12 protein-coding genes are annotated in these 15,693 nt (G+C 65.8%); 3 read left to right on the plus strand and 9 right to left on the minus strand.

Annotation, left to right across the window (positions count from 1 at the left end):
• Window positions 1–13: 13 nt before the first annotated feature.
• From Q0996_RS23380 to iolC, 7 genes are all read right to left on the minus strand, one after another.
• Entirely contained in the window at window positions 14–1,273 is a 1,260-nt protein-coding gene (locus tag Q0996_RS23380; RefSeq protein ID WP_299625851.1) for a sarcosine oxidase subunit beta family protein, read from the minus strand.
• A 335-nt stretch (window positions 1,274–1,608) separates the two neighbouring features.
• Window positions 1,609–2,412, minus strand: coding sequence for a 5-deoxy-glucuronate isomerase (gene iolB, locus Q0996_RS23385; RefSeq protein ID WP_299625854.1), 804 nt, complete (start codon window positions 2,410–2,412; stop codon window positions 1,609–1,611).
• A 60-nt stretch (window positions 2,413–2,472) separates the two neighbouring features.
• On the minus strand, window positions 2,473–3,360 hold the full coding sequence (locus Q0996_RS23390; RefSeq protein ID WP_299625857.1) for a hypothetical protein: 888 nt from the start codon (window positions 3,358–3,360) through the stop codon (window positions 2,473–2,475).
• Entirely contained in the window at window positions 3,353–3,565 is a 213-nt protein-coding gene (locus Q0996_RS23395) for a DUF3329 domain-containing protein (RefSeq protein ID WP_299625859.1), read from the minus strand. Before Q0996_RS23395 ends, Q0996_RS23390 begins: the two co-directional genes overlap by 8 nt.
• Window positions 3,562–4,452 (minus strand): myo-inosose-2 dehydratase, encoded by an 891-nt coding sequence (gene iolE / locus Q0996_RS23400; protein WP_299625862.1) that lies wholly within the window; start codon window positions 4,450–4,452, stop codon window positions 3,562–3,564. Before iolE ends, Q0996_RS23395 begins: the two co-directional genes overlap by 4 nt.
• A gap of 38 nt (window positions 4,453–4,490) precedes the next feature.
• Window positions 4,491–6,344 carry a 3D-(3,5/4)-trihydroxycyclohexane-1,2-dione acylhydrolase (decyclizing) gene (gene iolD / locus Q0996_RS23405; RefSeq protein ID WP_299625864.1) on the minus strand — a complete coding sequence of 618 codons (1,854 nt, stop codon included), beginning with the start codon at window positions 6,342–6,344 and terminating at the stop codon, window positions 4,491–4,493.
• Between the two features lie 69 nt (window positions 6,345–6,413).
• Window positions 6,414–8,330 carry a 5-dehydro-2-deoxygluconokinase gene (gene iolC / locus Q0996_RS23410; protein ID WP_299625867.1) on the minus strand — a complete coding sequence of 639 codons (1,917 nt, stop codon included), beginning with the start codon at window positions 8,328–8,330 and terminating at the stop codon, window positions 6,414–6,416.
• 168 nt (window positions 8,331–8,498) lie between these two features.
• On the opposite strand from iolC, the gene iolG reads away from it, so the two are divergent.
• Window positions 8,499–9,491 (plus strand): inositol 2-dehydrogenase, encoded by a 993-nt coding sequence (gene iolG, locus Q0996_RS23415; protein WP_299625870.1) that lies wholly within the window; start codon window positions 8,499–8,501, stop codon window positions 9,489–9,491.
• A 92-nt stretch (window positions 9,492–9,583) separates the two neighbouring features.
• On the opposite strand, the gene Q0996_RS23420 is transcribed toward iolG, so the two are convergent.
• Window positions 9,584–11,674, minus strand: a complete 2,091-nt coding sequence (locus Q0996_RS23420; RefSeq protein ID WP_299625873.1) for a methyl-accepting chemotaxis protein — start codon at window positions 11,672–11,674, stop codon at window positions 9,584–9,586.
• 444 nt (window positions 11,675–12,118) lie between these two features.
• Window positions 12,119–12,970 carry a MurR/RpiR family transcriptional regulator gene (locus tag Q0996_RS23425; protein ID WP_299625876.1) on the minus strand — a complete coding sequence of 284 codons (852 nt, stop codon included), beginning with the start codon at window positions 12,968–12,970 and terminating at the stop codon, window positions 12,119–12,121.
• Window positions 12,971–13,420: 450 nt separating this feature from the next.
• On the opposite strand from Q0996_RS23425, the gene Q0996_RS23430 reads away from it, so the two are divergent.
• Window positions 13,421–14,353: a sugar ABC transporter substrate-binding protein gene (locus Q0996_RS23430; protein ID WP_299625880.1), complete on the plus strand. Its 933-nt coding sequence runs from the start codon at window positions 13,421–13,423 to the stop codon at window positions 14,351–14,353.
• Window positions 14,354–14,540: 187 nt separating this feature from the next.
• A complete protein-coding gene (locus Q0996_RS23435; RefSeq protein WP_322096791.1) occupies window positions 14,541–15,692 on the plus strand; it encodes an ABC transporter permease in 1,152 nt (383 codons plus the stop codon).
• Window position 15,693 lies beyond the last annotated feature (1 nt).

The raw sequence follows: 15,693 nt of genomic DNA on the forward strand, positions 1-15,693 counted from the left end.
GGGCGCGGTCCTCTCAATGCAGCCGCGGTTGCGGGCCAGCGCCGCGCTCGTCGATCACCCGGCCCTGACAGAAGCGGTCGAGGGTGAAGGCGGCGTTCAGCAGGTGGGGCTCTTCCTTGGCCAGGGTCCAGGCGAAGCACCAGCCCGAGGCCGGCGTCGCCTTGAAGCCGCCGTAGCACCAGCCGGCGTTGATGTAGAGCCCTTCGACGGGCCCCTTGCAGATGATCGGGCTGCCGTCCATGGACATGTCCATGATGCCGCCCCAACTGCGCAGCAGCCGCAGGCGCGCCAGGTTGGGGAACATGGTCACCGCCGCCGCGGCGACGTGCTTGACGACGGGCAGGTTGCCGCGCTGGGCGTAGGAGTTGTAGCCGTCGATGTCGCCGCCGAAGACCAGGCCGCCCTTGTCGGACTGGGAGATGTAGAGATGTCCGGCGCCGTAGGTCACCACCGTGTCGATGAGCGGCTTCAGTGGTTCGGAGACGAAGGCCTGGAGCACGTGGCTCTCGATGGGCAGGCCGTTGAGGCCCGCCTTCTCCAGCACTGCCGAGGAGTTGCCGGCGACCGCCACCCCCACCTTGCCGGCGCGGATGGTGCCGCGGCTGGTCTCGACGCCGACGATGGCCCCGCCCTCGCGCAGGAAGCCGGTGACCTCGCAGTTCTCGACGATGTCGACGCCCTGGCGGTCAGCGCCGTAGGCATAGCCCCAGGCCACCGCGTCGTGGCGCGCCGTGCCGCCGCGCGGCTGTAGCAGGCCGCCCTCGATGGGAAAGCGGGTGTTGCGGGACATGTCCAGCCCCGGCACGAACTTGGCCACGGCGTCCCGGTCCAACAGCTCGGCGTCGATACCGTTGAGGCGCATGGCGTTGCCGCGCCGGGCATAGCTGTCCATCTGGCCCGGCGTGTGCGCGAGGTTGAGCACGCCGCGCTGGGAGAACATGACGTTGTAGTTCAGATCCTGGGAGAGCCCCTCCCAGAGCTTCATGGAATGCTCGTAGAAGCGGGCGTTGGGCTTCAGCATGTAGTTGGAGCGCACGATGGTGGTGTTGCGCCCGACGTTGCCACCGCCCAGCCAACCCTTCTCCAGCACGGCCACGTTGGTGATGCCGTGCTCCTTGGCGAGATAGTAGGCCGTGGCCAGGCCGTGCCCGCCGCCGCCGACGATAATCACGTCATAGGCCGGCTTGGGCTCCGGCGAGCGCCAAACCCGCTGCCAGCCGCGGTTGCCGGTCACGGCGTTCTTCAGCAGAGAAAAGACCGAATAGCGGGCCATGCGGGAAGATCCAACCGGATGATCAGTGTCTGTCTTGAAACGAGCGCTCGTTAGTCAAAGCACTACGAACCGTCACCTTGCCATAGCGTTATTGCCGGGTTTGTTCCGGCAATCCATCGCTGTCCGGGTCTCGGTCCATCCATGGACCCTCGGGACAAGCCCGAGGGTGACGACTTGGGTCTGGATAGTGTTCGGTAGACCGCTGAAGTTGAGCCGCTCATTTCGAAACAGCGTTTCAGGGGATTATCTGCGCCCAAACTCCCGCTGTCGTCCAGAAAGCGCTGAAGGCATCACATTTTCCGATACCGCGGATCGGCAGGGATGATGGCGGAGGTCTACTTCTTCACGATCCACTCGTGGGCGGGGTCGTTCTTGAAGTGCCACTGGCGCACCGGGCCGGCCATGACGTTGAGATAGTAGAGGTCGTAGCCGTGGGGCGCGCCGACGGGGTGGTAGCCGCGGGGGACCATCACACAGGTGCCGTCCTCCACCGCCATGGTCTCGTCGATGGAGCGGTCGTCGGTGTAAACCCGCTGGAAGGCGAAGCCCTGGGGCGGGTTGAGGTGGTGGTAGTAGGTCTCCTCCAGGCTCGACTCCGTGGGGATGTTCTCGGTGTCGTGCTTGTGCGGGGGATAGCTCGACCAGTTGCCGCTGGGGGTGATCACCTCCACGACCAGCAGGCTGTCGGCGGGCTCGCTCTCCGGCAGGATGTTGTAGATGAGCCGCCGGTTGGAGCCGCTGCCGCGCTCCTCGAAGCCCACGTCCTCTGGTCGGATCAGGCGCACGGGGTGGCTGCCCTTGCCGGGGGCCGAGCAGACCGCCAGTTCCACATCGGTCTCGGCGGTGACGGTGAAGCGCTGGCCGTTGGGCACGTAGACGGAGTAGGGGGCCTTGTCCTCGAAGACCGACATGCGCTCGCCGAGGCCGGCGAAGGTCTCGCCGCCGGCCTCGATGTTCGCCTTGCCGGTCACCAGCACCAGGCAGACCTCTTCCTCGCCGGTCTCGCGGGACAGGCTCTGGCCGGGCTGCAGCTTGAAGACCTTGAAGCCGACATGGCGCCAGCCGGCGCTCTCCGGCGAGACGGAAAGCACCTCGCCGTCGGCATCGGGGGTCCGAGGTTTCACCAGAAGATTGGGCATGATCGAACTCTCTTTCTTCAGTCTGCCGGACGGACAGCGCCTGTCCCGGCTTTGTCTTCATTAGGATATGTATTCGATGAAACGGATCCGGCCTCTGGCGACCCGCCAGAGAATGCCGCTCTCCGGGGTGCTTACGGACAGCGAGTTCCGTGTGCCGATGGTCGAGAGAACCTGAATCTCGTTGGGATGGTCCGCATCGGCATGGGTGATGGCGAGGCGAAAGGCAATATCGTCAGGGTCGATGCCACTGCCAGCCGAGAGCAGGTGTTGGCATTGCAGTTCGCTTTCCCTGATCGCAACGATGTCCTCGCCGCCCGGCGTGAGCTCGACCCTGAAGTGGCCGCCAAGCACCATGAATCCGGGTTCTCGCGGCTCCCAAAGAAAATAGACGTAAATCGCTTCCGCCGCCGCGCCATCGCCGATCGCAAGGGTCACCGTCCGGAAGGAGCCCGGGCATCGGTCGGTGAAGTGGCGCATCATGCCCGCGAGCCGGGCCTGGCGGCGCAGCGCGCCCAGGGCCGTGGCCCGGGCCGCCCAGAGCAGAGCCCCTCGCGGTGAGGGCGCGGCGCCCTGCGGAAGGCGCGTGTCACTGCCGGGCAGGATGGCGCCGTCCTTCACGGCGACTTGCCGAGAGACGACGGGGTCATTGGCGCCGCCCTGGGCAATGCTGACCCGCAGGCGGCCGTCACCAAGCACTTCAACAATTTGGCCGCGCTCCCGAAGATCGCTTTTTTCCCGGGCATCGCTGCCCCACAGAGTTTCCGCCGCGCTGGCTGCCCGCTGCTTATCGTAGAGTGCCCTGGCGAGGGCCTGGGTCTGTTGAACCGAGTCCCTATAAGCCTCCGGGATGGGCACGGCGGCGGCCTGGCTGGCAAGGGCGAGCATCGCTGTCAGGCCCGCGACCTTGGCCGTGCGTCGCAGCGCCGGCGAGTTGACGGCACTACTCACCGTCTTGCTCCTTCGGCGGCTCGTACTTCCAGAGGAAGGCCCAGATGGCATAGGCCAGAACGGCGAAGGCGACGATCTGCCAGAAGGGTTCTTCGGCGATGGCCTCGATCACCAGCCAGAGAAAGCAGAGGGCGACGATGAGCACCCGCCGATAGAGCGGCGCGAACCAGGGATGGGAGTTGTCGAGCATCAGGCCGCGGTTCATGCAAGGCCGGCCTCTGCCGCGTAGCGGGCGAGGTTACGGTGGCCCATGGCGGCATAGATGCCGGGATTGGCTTTGGCCGGGTCCTGCTCTGCCTCCACCACCAGCCAGCCCTGATACTTGGGCTCGCCCAGGGCGGCCAGCACGGCAGCGAAGTCGATGCAGCCGTCGCCGGGCACGGTGAAGATCCCGGCGACCACGGCGTCGAGGAAGCTCATGTCCTGGGCCCGGACCTGATGCATGACGTCCTCGCGAATGTCCTTGCAGTGCACATGGGTGATGCGCGGGGCGTAGCGGCGGGCCAGCGCCGCCGGGTCGGCACCGACAAGGACGGCATGGCCGGTATCAAGCAGCAACCCCACGGCATCGCCGGTGGCCGCCATGAAGGCGTCGGTCTCGGCCTCGGTTTCGACGATGGTGCCGGTGTGGTGATGGTAGGCGAGTTGCAGGCCCTGGTCGCGCACGTGCTCGGCCACTTCGGTGACCCGGGCGCCGAAGGTCTCCATCTCCGCCGCGCCGACGCTCGGGCTCTGGGACAGCGGCACGTCCTGGCGGCCGTGGATCGCGTTGCTGGTCTCGGCGAAGATGAGCTGGCGGCAGCCCATGGCCTTCAGCAGTGCAAGATGCGGCCCAAGGGCCTCGATCTCTGCGGCGGCGTCCCGCTCCAAGAGGTGGCTGGAGTACCAGCCGGAGACCAGGGAGAGCTCGTGGCGCTGCAGCAGCGGGCCCAGGGTATCGGCATCGCGCGGGAACTTGTGGCCCATCTCGATGCCGTCGAAGCCGGCGGCGCGGGCCTCCCGCAGGCAGGTTTCCAGCGGCGTCTCGCCGCCCAGGCTCTGCAGGTCGTCGTTGGACCAGGCGATGGGGTTGGTGCCAAGTTTCACGGTCATGGGTATTGCTTCTCTCTCCGGGGCCTGCGGTCGCGTCTTCAGTCGGCCAGGCGCTGCTTCGCCCTGGCGCTGGCGTAGGCCTGGTAGGCTTCCTGCACTTCGCTGCGTTCGGAGACTTCGGGGATGGCCACGTCCCACCAATGTCCGCCGGCCTCGGTGGAGATCAAGGGGTCGGTGTCGATGACGACGGCGCGCGGCCCCGCCGCGGGCCCGGCTTCGCGCAGCGCGGCCTCCAGAGCGTCGATGCTGTCGACCTTCACCGCTGCGGCGCCGAGGCTCTCGGCATGGGCGCGGAAATCGATGTCCGGCAGGGTCTCGTGGCGGGCATGCTGCAGCAGGTTGTTGAAGGACTCGCCGCCGGTGCCGCGCTGCAGGCGGTTGATGCAGCCGAAGCCGCGGTTGTCCAGCACCACGATGGTGAGCTTGATCCCCAGCATGGCCGCCGTGGCGATCTCGGAGTTCATCATCAGATAGCTGCCGTCGCCGACCATGACGATGACCTCGCGCTCCGGCTGGGCCAGCTTCACCCCGATGCCGCCGGCGATCTCATAACCCATGCAGGAGTAGCCGTACTCCAGGTGATAGCCGCCGACCGCCGGGTTGCGCCAGAGCTTGTGCAGTTCCCCGGGCAGGCCGCCGGCGGCGCAGACCACGATGGCCTGGTCGTCGGCGCTGCGGTTGACGGCCCCGATGACCTGGGCGTCGCTCGGCAGACTGCCGTTACCGCCTTCGTTCGCAAGCACCGCTTCCGCCGCCTGGTTCCAGGCGCCGATGCGGGCGCTGATGGCGTCCTGCCAGTCGGTCGGGGCGCGATACTGGGAAAGCTGCGCGCTCAGGGTATCGAGCCCCTCGCGGGCGTCGGCCACCAGGGGCCGGGCGTGATGCTTGCCGGCGTCATAGGCGGCGGTGTTCAGTTGGATCAGCCGCCGCTCGGGGTTGTTGAAAAGTGCGCGCGAGCCGGTGGTGAAGTCCTGCAGGCGCGTGCCCACCGCCAGGATGACATCGGCCTCCGCTGCGCAGTCGTTGGCCGCCGAGGTGCCGGTGACACCGAGGGAACCGAGGTTCAGCGGATGGTCCCAGGCCAAGGCGCTCTTGCCCGCCTGTGTCTCCGCCACCGGGATCCCGTGGCGCTCGGCGAAAGCCTGCAGGCTGTCGGTGGCAAGGCTGTAGTGGACGCCGCCGCCGGCGACGATCAACGGCTTCTCGGCCTCCGCCAATAGGGCGGCCGCGCGGGTCAGCTCCTGCTGGTCCGGGCGCGGCCGGCGGAAGCGCCAGATCTTCTCGGCGAAGAAGCTTTCAGGGTAGTCATGGGCCTCGGCCTGTACGTCCTGGCAGAGAGCCAGGGTCACCGGGCCGCAGTCCGCCGGGTCGGTCAGCACCGCCATGGCCCGGGGCAGGGCCGTCAGGATCTGCTCCGGCCGGGTGATGCGGTCCCAGTAGCGCGAGACCGGGCGGAAGCAGTCGTTGGCGCTAACCGTGGCGTCCTGGAAACTCTCGATCTGCTGCAGCACCGGGTCCGGCCGCCGGTTGGCGAAGACGTCGCCGGGCAGCAGCAGCAGCGGCAGGCGGTTCACATGCGCCACCGCCGCGGCCGTCACCATGTTGGTGGCGCCGGGGCCGATGGAGGTGGTGCAGGCCATCACCCGCTGGCGGTTGCTCGCCTTGGCATAGGCGATGGCGGCATGGGCCATGGCCTGTTCGTTGTGGGCGCGGTAGGTGGGCAGGCGGTCCTGGACGGCGTAAAGCGCCTCGCCCAGGCCGGCGACGTTGCCGTGGCCGAAGATCGCCCAGACGCCGCCGAACAGCGGCACGAGCTGGCCGTTATACTCGATCTTCTGGGCGGCCAGATAGCGCACGAGGGCCTGGGCCATGGTCAAGCGGAGGGTGGACATCGTCTTGCTCTCGATCAGTCGGACGTATTGATGTTAGGGGGTTTGGTCGCCCCTTTTTGCTTCAGGAGGCTATGCGGCCTCGGCGGCCACCGCCTGTTCCCAGCCGGTGACCAGGGCGGTGAAGCGCCTGGCCATCTCCTCCACCGCTGCCGCGTCGTCGATCTCGCCCTTCAGCCAGGCCCGGGCGGGATCGGCGAAGATGCTGCGGCCCACGGCGAAGCCCTTGACCAGGGGATGGCGCGCCGCCAGGGCGAAAGAGGCGTTCAACTCGTCGACCGGCCGCTCCAGCCCGAGGAGCAGTATGCCGCGGCAATGCGGATCGCGCGATTCAATGGTTCGGCAGACCGCCTGCCAGGCGGCATCCTCGGCCAGCGGCTCCAGCTTCCACCAGTCCGGGGCCACACCCAGGTCGTAGAAGCGCCCGATGGCCCTTGCGAGGGTCCCGTCATCGATGGGCCCATGGCGGCTGGCAATGACTTCCAGAAGCAGTTCGTGGCCGGTCCTGCGGCAGGCATCGTAAAGCCGCAGCACCTGGTCTTCCTGAGCCTTGCGCAGATCCTCCGGGTCGTCAGGGTGATAGAACACCAGGCATTTGACGCAGGTGGTCTGCGGCCATTCGTTGAGGGCGCCGCCGAGATCGGGGCCTTCCTCGAAGGCGAGGGGGCGGGAGCCGGGCAGTTCGATGGGCCGGCCGACCCAGAGGTCGCCGTCGGCGGCGGCATGCAGGGCTTCGCGGCCCAGCCGGTCGTCGATCAGGAAGCCGAAGCCTTCGCGCCCGCCGGCTACCTTGCGGGCCGCGGAAAGCGCCAGGGACTTGAAGCGCCCGACCGCGGCGAGATCGGCGCCGCAATCCTTGGCCAGATCCTCGAACTGGCTGCGGTGGTCGATGGCGAAGATGCAGAGATTGGGGTGCTCGCGCCGGCGCGTCGTCGACCAGTGCACCCGGTTGAGGTCCGGGTCCTCGCGCAGCGCATGGTGCCGGCTGCCCTTCTCCAGGTAGTAGGTCAGCTCGGTCCAGGAGGGCACGGCCGGGGCGCAGCCGTGGCGCGACACGGCAAAGGCGCCGCAGGCATTGGCGAATTTGCAGCAGGTCTCCAGCGGCTCGTCGCGCAGATAGCCGCGCAGAAAGCCGCTCATGAAGGCATCGCCCGCGCCCAGCACGTTATAGACCTCCACTGGAAAGCCCGGGCCCTTGATGCCGTCTTCGATGGAATCCGGGATCGCGTCCGGGAAGACCACGCAGCCCATGGGGCCGCGCTTGCAGACGATGGTGGCCTCACTCAGCTCCCGCACCTTGCGGATCGCCGCCAGGGTATCGGTGGTGCCGCCGGCGATGTGCAGCTCCTCCTCGGTGCCAACGATCAGGTCGCAGAGCGGCAGGATGGTCTGCAGGTGCTTGGAGACCTCGGCGTTCTCCACGAAGCGTTCCTCGCCAAGGCCGTGGCCGGTGAGGCCCCAGAGCACCGGGCGGTAGTCGATGTCGAAGACCACCTTGCGGCCGGCCTCGCGGGCGAGTTTCGCCGCCCTGCGCGAGGCCGCTTCGACGCCGGGGGCGGAGAAGTGGGTGCCGGTGACCACCACCGCCTTGGCCGAGGCGATGTAGTCGGGATCGATATCCGCCTCGCTGATCGCCATGTCGGCGCAGTTCTCGCGGTAGAAGATCAGCGGGAAGGTGTCCTCGTCGCGGATGCCGAGGATGACCAGCGCAGTCAGCCGTTCCGGATCGGTTTTCAGGCGGCTGGTATCGACCCCCTCGTCAGTTAGGGTCTCCCGGACGAAACGGCCCATGTGCTCGTCGCCGACCCGGCTGAGGAACCCGGCCTTGAGGCCGAGGCGGGCCGATCCCACGGCGATGTTGGCCGGGCAGCCGCCGATGTACTTGGCGAAGCTGCCCATGTCTTCCAGGCGTCCGCCGACCTGTTGGCCGTAAAGGTCCACCGAGCAACGCCCGATGGTGATGAGGTCCAGCGCAGCAGCATTGCCCATAGTCCGGCCGTCTCCCGTTTCTGCTGACCCCCCGGGCTGTGCTGGCCCGCGGTCATATTTTCTTGAGAGCCGCGCTTTTTGAGCGCTTGGAAGAATGAAACATAACATCTAATAAGGGGTCAATATGGAATTCAGGTTCTATTTTATCGTCGAGGGGGAGAACGCCGCATGCTACGCATCGGTTTGCTGGGGGCGGGCCGCATCGGCCAGATCCATGGGCGTAACATCGCCGCCCATCCCAAGGCCGCGTTGGCCGCCGTGGCAGATGCCGTTCCCGCGGCGTCCGAGGCGCTGGCGGCCGAGACCGGCGCCGCCACCCGCGAGATTGCAGCGGTCCTGGCGGACCCGGCCATCGATGCCGTGGTCATCGCCACGCCGACCGATACCCATGCCGAACTGATCGAAGCCGCGGTGCGCGGCGGCAAGGCGGTTTTCTGCGAGAAGCCGGTGGATCTCGATGCGGAGCGCATCCGGGCCTGCCTGGCCGTCGTCGCCGAGGTCGGCCGGCCGCTGATGATCGGCTTCAACCGGCGTTTCGACCCCAGCTTTGCCGCGCTGAAGGCGCGTCTGCAGACCGGCGAGATTGGCGCGGTGGAGATCGTCACCATCCTCTCGCGCGATCCGGCGCCGCCGCCGGCCTCCTACATCGCGCGTTCCGGTGGTCTGTTCCGCGACATGATGATCCACGATCTCGACATGGCCCGCTTCCTGCTGGACGAAGAGCCGGTGGAGGTCTTCGCCCAGGGCTCCTGCCTGGTGGACCCGGCGATCGGCGAGGCGGGAGACGTGGACACGGCGACGGTGGCTTTGAAGACCGCCACCGGCAAGCTTGTGCAGATCTCAAACTCAAGGCGTGCCAGCTACGGCTACGACCAGCGGATCGAGGTCCATGGCGCGGAGGGCCTGCTGCGCGCCGGAAACCAGCGCGCGACCACGGTCGAGGCGGCCTCGGCCTCCGGTTATAGCCGCGATCCGGCGCTTCCGTTCTTCCTGGACCGCTACCGGGAGGCTTATCAGGCCGAGCTTTCCGCCTTCATCGAGACGGTGAGCGCGGGACGGTCGCCGGCGCCTTCGGGCGAGGATGGCCTCAAGGCCCAGATCCTGGCCGACGCGGCAACCCAATCGTGGCGCAGCGGCAGGCCGGTCAGCCTGGATCCCTGAGCAAAAGGCAAGGCCGCCGGGCTGTGGTGCAGACCCGGCGGCCTCCCTTGCACCCCGGCCGCAAGGACCGGGGCTCCCCCAAAAAAAGCTCCTCAGGCGGCGCGGACGCCTGAGAGGAACTTGTCGATCTCGCCGCGCAGCACCTCCGACTGGCTGGCAAGTTCCTTGGCAGCCTCGGAGACCTGACCGGCGGACTGCCCGGTCTTCGAGGTCGCCTCGCTGACAGAGGCGATATTGGTGTCCACCTGCTGGGTGCCGCTGGCGGCCTCCTGGGCGTTGCGGCTGATCTCGCTGGTGGCAGCGCCCTGTTCCTCGACTGCCGCAGCGATGGTGCTGGCGACTTCGTTGATCTGGGCGATGGTGCGGTTGATCTCGTCGATGGCGGCCACCGCTTCGTTGGTGGCACCGTGCATGCCGGAGATCTGATCGCCGATCTCGATCGTCGCCTTGGCGGTCTGCGAGGCCAGGTTCTTGACCTCGGACGCCACCACGGCGAAACCCTTGCCGGCTTCACCGGCGCGAGCGGCCTCAATCGTGGCGTTGAGGGCCAGGAGGTTGGTCTGCTCAGCGATATCGTTGATCAGGTCGACGACCTCGCCAACCTTCTGGGAGGCCGCGACCAGGCTCTGCACCTTGTCACTGGCCTTTTCCGCCGCGGCCACGGCGGTGTTTGCCGTGTTCGTTGAGGTTGTCACCTGATTGGAGATCTCGCTGATCGACGAGGACAGCTCTTCGGAGGCCGAAGCGACGGTCTGCACGTTGGCGGAGGCCTGCTGCGAGGCCGCGGCCACCGAACTCGACCGTTCACTGGCATCCTGCGCCATGACGGCCATGGAGTCCGCCGTCTCGCTCATCTGACCGACCGACTCGCCGACCGCGGAGATGACCCGGCTGACCTCGGTATCGAAATCCTTGGTCAGCTGCTCGATCTGCTTGGCCCGCTCTTCCCGGGCGGCACGCTCCTTCTCCTGTTCGGCCGCCAGCTCTTCGGCCTTGATCATGTTCTCCTTGAACACCAGGACCGCCTTGGCCATGTCGCCGATCTCGTCAGTCTGATCGGTCGCCGGAATGGCCACTGTCTTATCGCCGTCAGCCAGACGCGTCATGACGCCGGTCATGGCGGTGATCGGACCGGAGATCCCGCGGCCGGTCACGAAGGCCAGCAGGCTGCCGATGACCACGGCAAGCACGGCGACGATCCCCATGGTCCACTTGGCATTGATGAGATCGGCGGTGATCTTCGGACCGATCTCGTCCTGGTAGGCTTTGTTCGCCAGCTTGATGTGTTCCATGTTGTCCGCCACGCGCGGGCCGATGACGTCCAGCGTTCCCGTGATGATTTCGTTGCGGGAATAGATGGTCGTCACGACGCTTTCGAAGGCTGTGCGGTATTGTTCGGCCAGGGTCGAGACCTCGCTGGCGAGCTGGCGGCGGGTGGGATTCTCCAGAACGCTCAGCATCTGATCGGCGGACTGCTGGAACAGACCCATCTCCTTCAGCGCCCGCTCCTCAGAGGCGGGCAGGTTGTCCACCAGGAAGCGGTTGGAATAGAGCCGCGCCAACATCAGATGACGCAGGGTCAGCCCCGCCTTGTGGCTGGCGGTGGTGTCGCCGTCCCGATAGGCGCTCTCCATGATTTTGGTCAGGCTGCGTTCGGACTGCGGACCGACGCTGTTCAACTGATTGACATAGCCGTTGCGTTCGCGGAACAGCGCGATCACCTGTTCGAAGGCGGACTTATAGGTGCTGATTTCCTGGTCGGCGTTTTGCAACTCTGCGAGCTTGGCCTGGTCGACGAAAAGCGCCCTGGCCTCGTCGATCTGTTCCCTCACGGCGGTGATGCGCTGATTGGTTACGGTGATTGCGCCTTCATCCTGCTCCAGAATGAAGTTCTTCACCGCGATGCGGGCCGACAGCAGGTTGGCCTGGATGCGCCCGAGCTGGTTGCTCTCTCGCGCCGTCTGCCGATAGGTGCCGAATTCACTGCCGGTGGTGAGCAGGCTGTAAAGGCCCACGCCACCCACGGCGATCAGGAACGCCAAGATTACGCCGGAACCGAGCGCAATCTTCGATCCGACCTTCAGGTTGGTGAAATAGGAAAGCAGGGCTTTCTGGCTTTGTGTACTCGCCGCCTCGGGCGGTGTTTCAGGCTTTGAAACGTCACGTTCATGGTCACTGGACATCTGCTCTAACCCCAAGTTTGAGCGGCGAGGCGCGGCCCGCCTGCGTATTCCATCCACCGCGCCGACAAGAGGCGCGGTCGGTCAAGCCCAGGAGATTGCTGCAAAGAGATCCCGACCTCTTCTTGACGGAGGCGGGGCGCCTATTGGGGCGCGTTATTGACGGCACTATTCGCGAGAACAATTTAAATTATGATTAAATTGGTAGAATTGTTTTATTCCATGTTCTTTCTAGAGACTTAAATCGCATACAGTAATTATGGTTACTGACGTATGTTTGTTATGATTATAACTAAACTATTTAGATTTTGATTTCCTATGATCGTAGTATTCGATTATTCTTCGCGCAAAGCGGGCATCATCACTTCGAGTGAGACGCATGGCTTCCGTTGGGGAACCGAGCCGGCGAAGAAGGCCCAAGCAAAAGAGGGCTAGAGAGAAGAAGCGTCAGGCGCCGCGCCGGTGTTCAGCGATGGAAACGGCCAGCGCCATGGCCAGGCAGAAAGAGGCGGAGAGGGAGCGAAAGGCGGCGAAGTCCGCCTCCACCACCTCGAACCAGATGTCCGCCGACGCGGTCAGGGGACTGAACGGGCTGTCGGTGATGGCGACCAGCGGCACGCCGCGGGCCGCCGTCACCCGGGTGAGGTCTATGGTGGCCGGGGCGTAGGGGGTGAAGCTGATGGAGATCAGCGCATCCTGGGCGCCGGCGAAGGCCGACTGCTCGGCCCCCAGGGTCCCGACATTGTCGATCAGGATGCTCTTCACCCCCAGCTTGCCGAGGGCGTAGGCCAGGTAGGAGGAGATCGGAAAGGCCCGCCGCTGGCCCAGCAGATAGATCGTGTCGGCGGCCGACAGCAGCCTGGCGGCCTTACTCAGTTGATCGGGATCTATGCTTTCGCGCAGGCGCATCAGGGAGGTGGCGCCGGCCTGGGCGAAACCGTCGAGAAGGCCCGGCACGCCCTCGCGGTCGCGTTCTCTGTGGCTGAGGCTCTCCAACCGCTCCTCATAGTCCGGCCAGCGCTCTCTCAGGCGCGAGCGGAAGATCTCCTGCAGGTCGGAGAAGCCCTGATAGCCGATGGTCTGGGCAAAGCGCACCAGGGTCGAGGGCTGGACGGCGGCCTGCTCGGCAATACTGGCGGCGGTCCCGAAGGCCATCTCGTCGGGATGGGCGACCGCGAAACGGGCCACCTGGGCAAGGCGCTTGGGCAGGTTCTGATGCCGTTCGATCAGCAGGCTTCGCAACCCGGCGAAGTCGCGCGGCGGCGCATTCGGGTCTGCGAGCGGTTCCGCTTTTGCCATCACCCCCTGCCTTTCTGCGGGCTGCCTTTCTGCGGGTCCCGGGGTCCCTGCCTGCTGTTCACAAAATCTAATGACTCAATGGAGTGAACCAGAAGGAGAATAAAAATTCTAGAAAATTCGGAGCGGTCGGTTTATTCTGTCCAGAATGAACGTCTGAGGCAATCAGAGAAATCCCGGGCCGAAGACCCGGATTTTATCCAGGGAAGGCGAGATGCCCCAATTTGCGATGGCCGTTGGCCAGGAAAGACCATCCGCTGCGAGGGCTTTGCCTTGCGCCGCCGGGTGTTCGGTTTCCGCCGGGGGCCTACCGGAAGACCTCGATTGGCGTGACGCAGCGGGAAGTTCGGCCCGATCCCGCTGGTTCGGGGCAACCTTGACAAGTGAATTGGCTGTGGCGCTCACTCAAGGCACAGCGATCAATAACCAGAACCTCAGTAAGGGGAGGATTGAATGAGAGTTTTGCATCGTCTGGCGGCTGCGGCCGCTTTTCTTGGGGCTGCCTCGGCCGCCCAGGCGCAGGACATCAACATCATTGTCGTCAGCCATGGTCAGGCCAACGATCCCTTCTGGTCGGTGGTCAAGAACGGCGTTGACGCGGCGGCCAAGGACATGGCGGTCACCGTCGACTACCGCGCGCCGGAGACCTTCGACATGGTGGTCATGTCCCAGCTCATCGACGCGGCGGTGAACCAGGAGCCGGACGGGCTGATCGTCTCGATCCCCGATGCCGACGCCCTGGGTCCGTCGATTGAAAAAGCCGTCGCCGCGGGCATCCCCGTGGTTTCCATGAACTCGGGCTCCGACGTTTCCAAGGGCCTCGGGGCGCTGCTCCATGTCGGCCAGGAAGAGTATGACGCCGGCAAGGCGGCCGGTGAGAAGATGGCCGCGCTGGGCGGCAAGAGCGCCATCTGCATCAACCAGGAAGTCGGCAACGTGGCGCTCGACCTGCGCTGCTCCGGCTTTGCCGACGGCTTCGGCGGTGCTTCCAAGGTGCTGCCGGTCTCCCAGGACCCGGCCGAAGTGAAGGCCAAGGTCAAGGCGGCCTTGGAGTCCGATGACAGCGTCGACACCATCATGGCCCTTGGTGCGAGCACCGCGGGCGAGCCGGCCCTGGCGGCGGCCGACGAAGCCGGCAAGATCGACTCTGTCATGATCGGCACCTTCGACCTTTCCTCCGACTTCCTGAAGGCCATTGCCGACGGCAAGGCTGTCTTCGCCATCGACCAACAGCAATACCTGCAGGGCTACCTGCCGGTGGTGTTCCTGGCCAATCACGCGAAGTTCGGCCTGATCCCGGGCGGCAACGTGCCCTCCGGCCCGAACCTGATCACCCAGGAAAAGGCCGCACAGGTCGTCGAGCTGTCGGCGAAGGGCATTCGCTAACAGCCAGACTGCGGTCCGCATCGGCGCCACAACACTGTGGCGCCGATCGGCCGGCGGCTGTTAACCATAGTTGCGCAGTAGGATAGACTGAACGGATCTGAACCCCTGCGTATCGCAGGCCCGGCACTCAGGAATCGGCGCAAGACCGGCTGACGCCAGCGAGCAGTCCCTCGAGGGAGGAACGGAAATGGTTGAAAAGACGATGCAGGGCGGCAGCGAGGCTGCGGCCGAGCCCCCTGACAAGACGGCCGAGAAGGCCGACGAGCGGCTTCGCGAAGTCTCCACGATGACCAAGCTGATGCGGCGGCCCGAACTGGGCGCCATCGCCGGCCTGATCCTCGTCACCGTCTTCTTCCTGTTCACCGCCAACGCCAACATGTTCACCCTGGCGGGCATCATGAACTTCATGGCGCCGGCCGCGCAGTTGGGCATTCTGGCCATCGGCGCGGCGCTGCTCATGGTCGGCGGGGAGTTCGATCTCTCGGTCGGCTCCATGGTCGCCTTCGCGGGCTTGATCTTCGCCGCCTGCCTTGTGGTCCTGGGCATACCACTGCCGCTTTCCATTGTGATCACCTTTGTTCTTGCGGCGGCCATGGGCGCGCTCAACGGTCAGATCGTGCTGCGCACCGGACTGCCGTCATTCATCGTCACCCTGGCCTTCCTGTTCATTCTCCGCGGCATGACGCTGGTCGGGCTGAAGCTCGCCACCGGCGGCTCGACCCAGTTGCGCGGGGTCAAGGACGCGGTGGGCGACTCCTGGTTCGCGCAGCTCTTCTCCGGCGGTGCCTTCGAGGGGCTGTTCGCCTGGTTCGCCTCCATGGGCATGATCGACACCTTCAAGAACGGCCTGCCCATGGTTCAGGGCATCCCCGTGGAGGTGATCTGGTTCGTGCTCTTCGCCGCCGTTGCCACCTGGGTCCTGGTGCGCACCCGCTTCGGCAACTGGATCTTCGCCGCCGGCGGCGATGCCAATGCGGCGCGCAACTCCGGTGTCGCGGTGAACCGGGTGAAGACCATCCTCTTCATGCTCACGGCCTGCTGTGCCGCCCTGGTTGCCATCCTCACCGTCCTCGATGCCGGCTCCACCGACGCGCGGCGCGGCTTCCAGAAGGAGTTCGAGGCCATCATCGCCGCGGTGATCGGCGGCTGCCTGCTGACCGGCGGCTACGGCTCGGCCATCGGCGCGGCCATTGGCGCCGTCATCTTTGGCATGGTGCTGATCGGCCTGACCTACACCACCATCGACCAGGACTGGTACCTGGTCTTCCTGGGCGGCATGCTGCTGACTGCGGTGCTGTTCAACAACTTCATTCGCAAGCGCGCGACGGGGGAGCGGTGAG

It is taken from the genome of Pelagibius sp., from assembly GCF_028289705.1.
Taxonomy (GTDB): Bacteria; Pseudomonadota; Alphaproteobacteria; order Kiloniellales; family Kiloniellaceae; genus Pelagibius.

Bases quoted from the DNA above. Each gene is read 5' to 3' on its own strand.
- Q0996_RS23395 (WP_299625859.1), bottom strand. From the start codon at position 3,565: ATGAACCGCGGCCTGATGCTCGACAACTCCCATCCCTGGTTCGCGCCG.
- Q0996_RS23425 (WP_299625876.1), bottom strand. From the start codon at position 12,970: ATGGCAAAAGCGGAACCGCTCGCAGACCCGAATGCGCCGCCGCGCGAC.
- iolB (WP_299625854.1), bottom strand. From the start codon at position 2,412: ATGCCCAATCTTCTGGTGAAACCTCGGACCCCCGATGCCGACGGCGAG.
- Q0996_RS23380 (WP_299625851.1), bottom strand. From the start codon at position 1,273: ATGGCCCGCTATTCGGTCTTTTCTCTGCTGAAGAACGCCGTGACCGGC.
- Q0996_RS23430 (WP_299625880.1), top strand. From the start codon at position 13,421: ATGAGAGTTTTGCATCGTCTGGCGGCTGCGGCCGCTTTTCTTGGGGCT.
- iolD (WP_299625864.1), bottom strand. From the start codon at position 6,344: ATGTCCACCCTCCGCTTGACCATGGCCCAGGCCCTCGTGCGCTATCTG.
- Q0996_RS23420 (WP_299625873.1), bottom strand. From the start codon at position 11,674: ATGTCCAGTGACCATGAACGTGACGTTTCAAAGCCTGAAACACCGCCC.
- Q0996_RS23435 (WP_322096791.1), top strand. From the start codon at position 14,541: ATGGTTGAAAAGACGATGCAGGGCGGCAGCGAGGCTGCGGCCGAGCCC.
- iolC (WP_299625867.1), bottom strand. From the start codon at position 8,330: ATGGGCAATGCTGCTGCGCTGGACCTCATCACCATCGGGCGTTGCTCG.
- iolG (WP_299625870.1), top strand. From the start codon at position 8,499: ATGCTACGCATCGGTTTGCTGGGGGCGGGCCGCATCGGCCAGATCCAT.
- iolE (WP_299625862.1), bottom strand. From the start codon at position 4,452: ATGACCGTGAAACTTGGCACCAACCCCATCGCCTGGTCCAACGACGAC.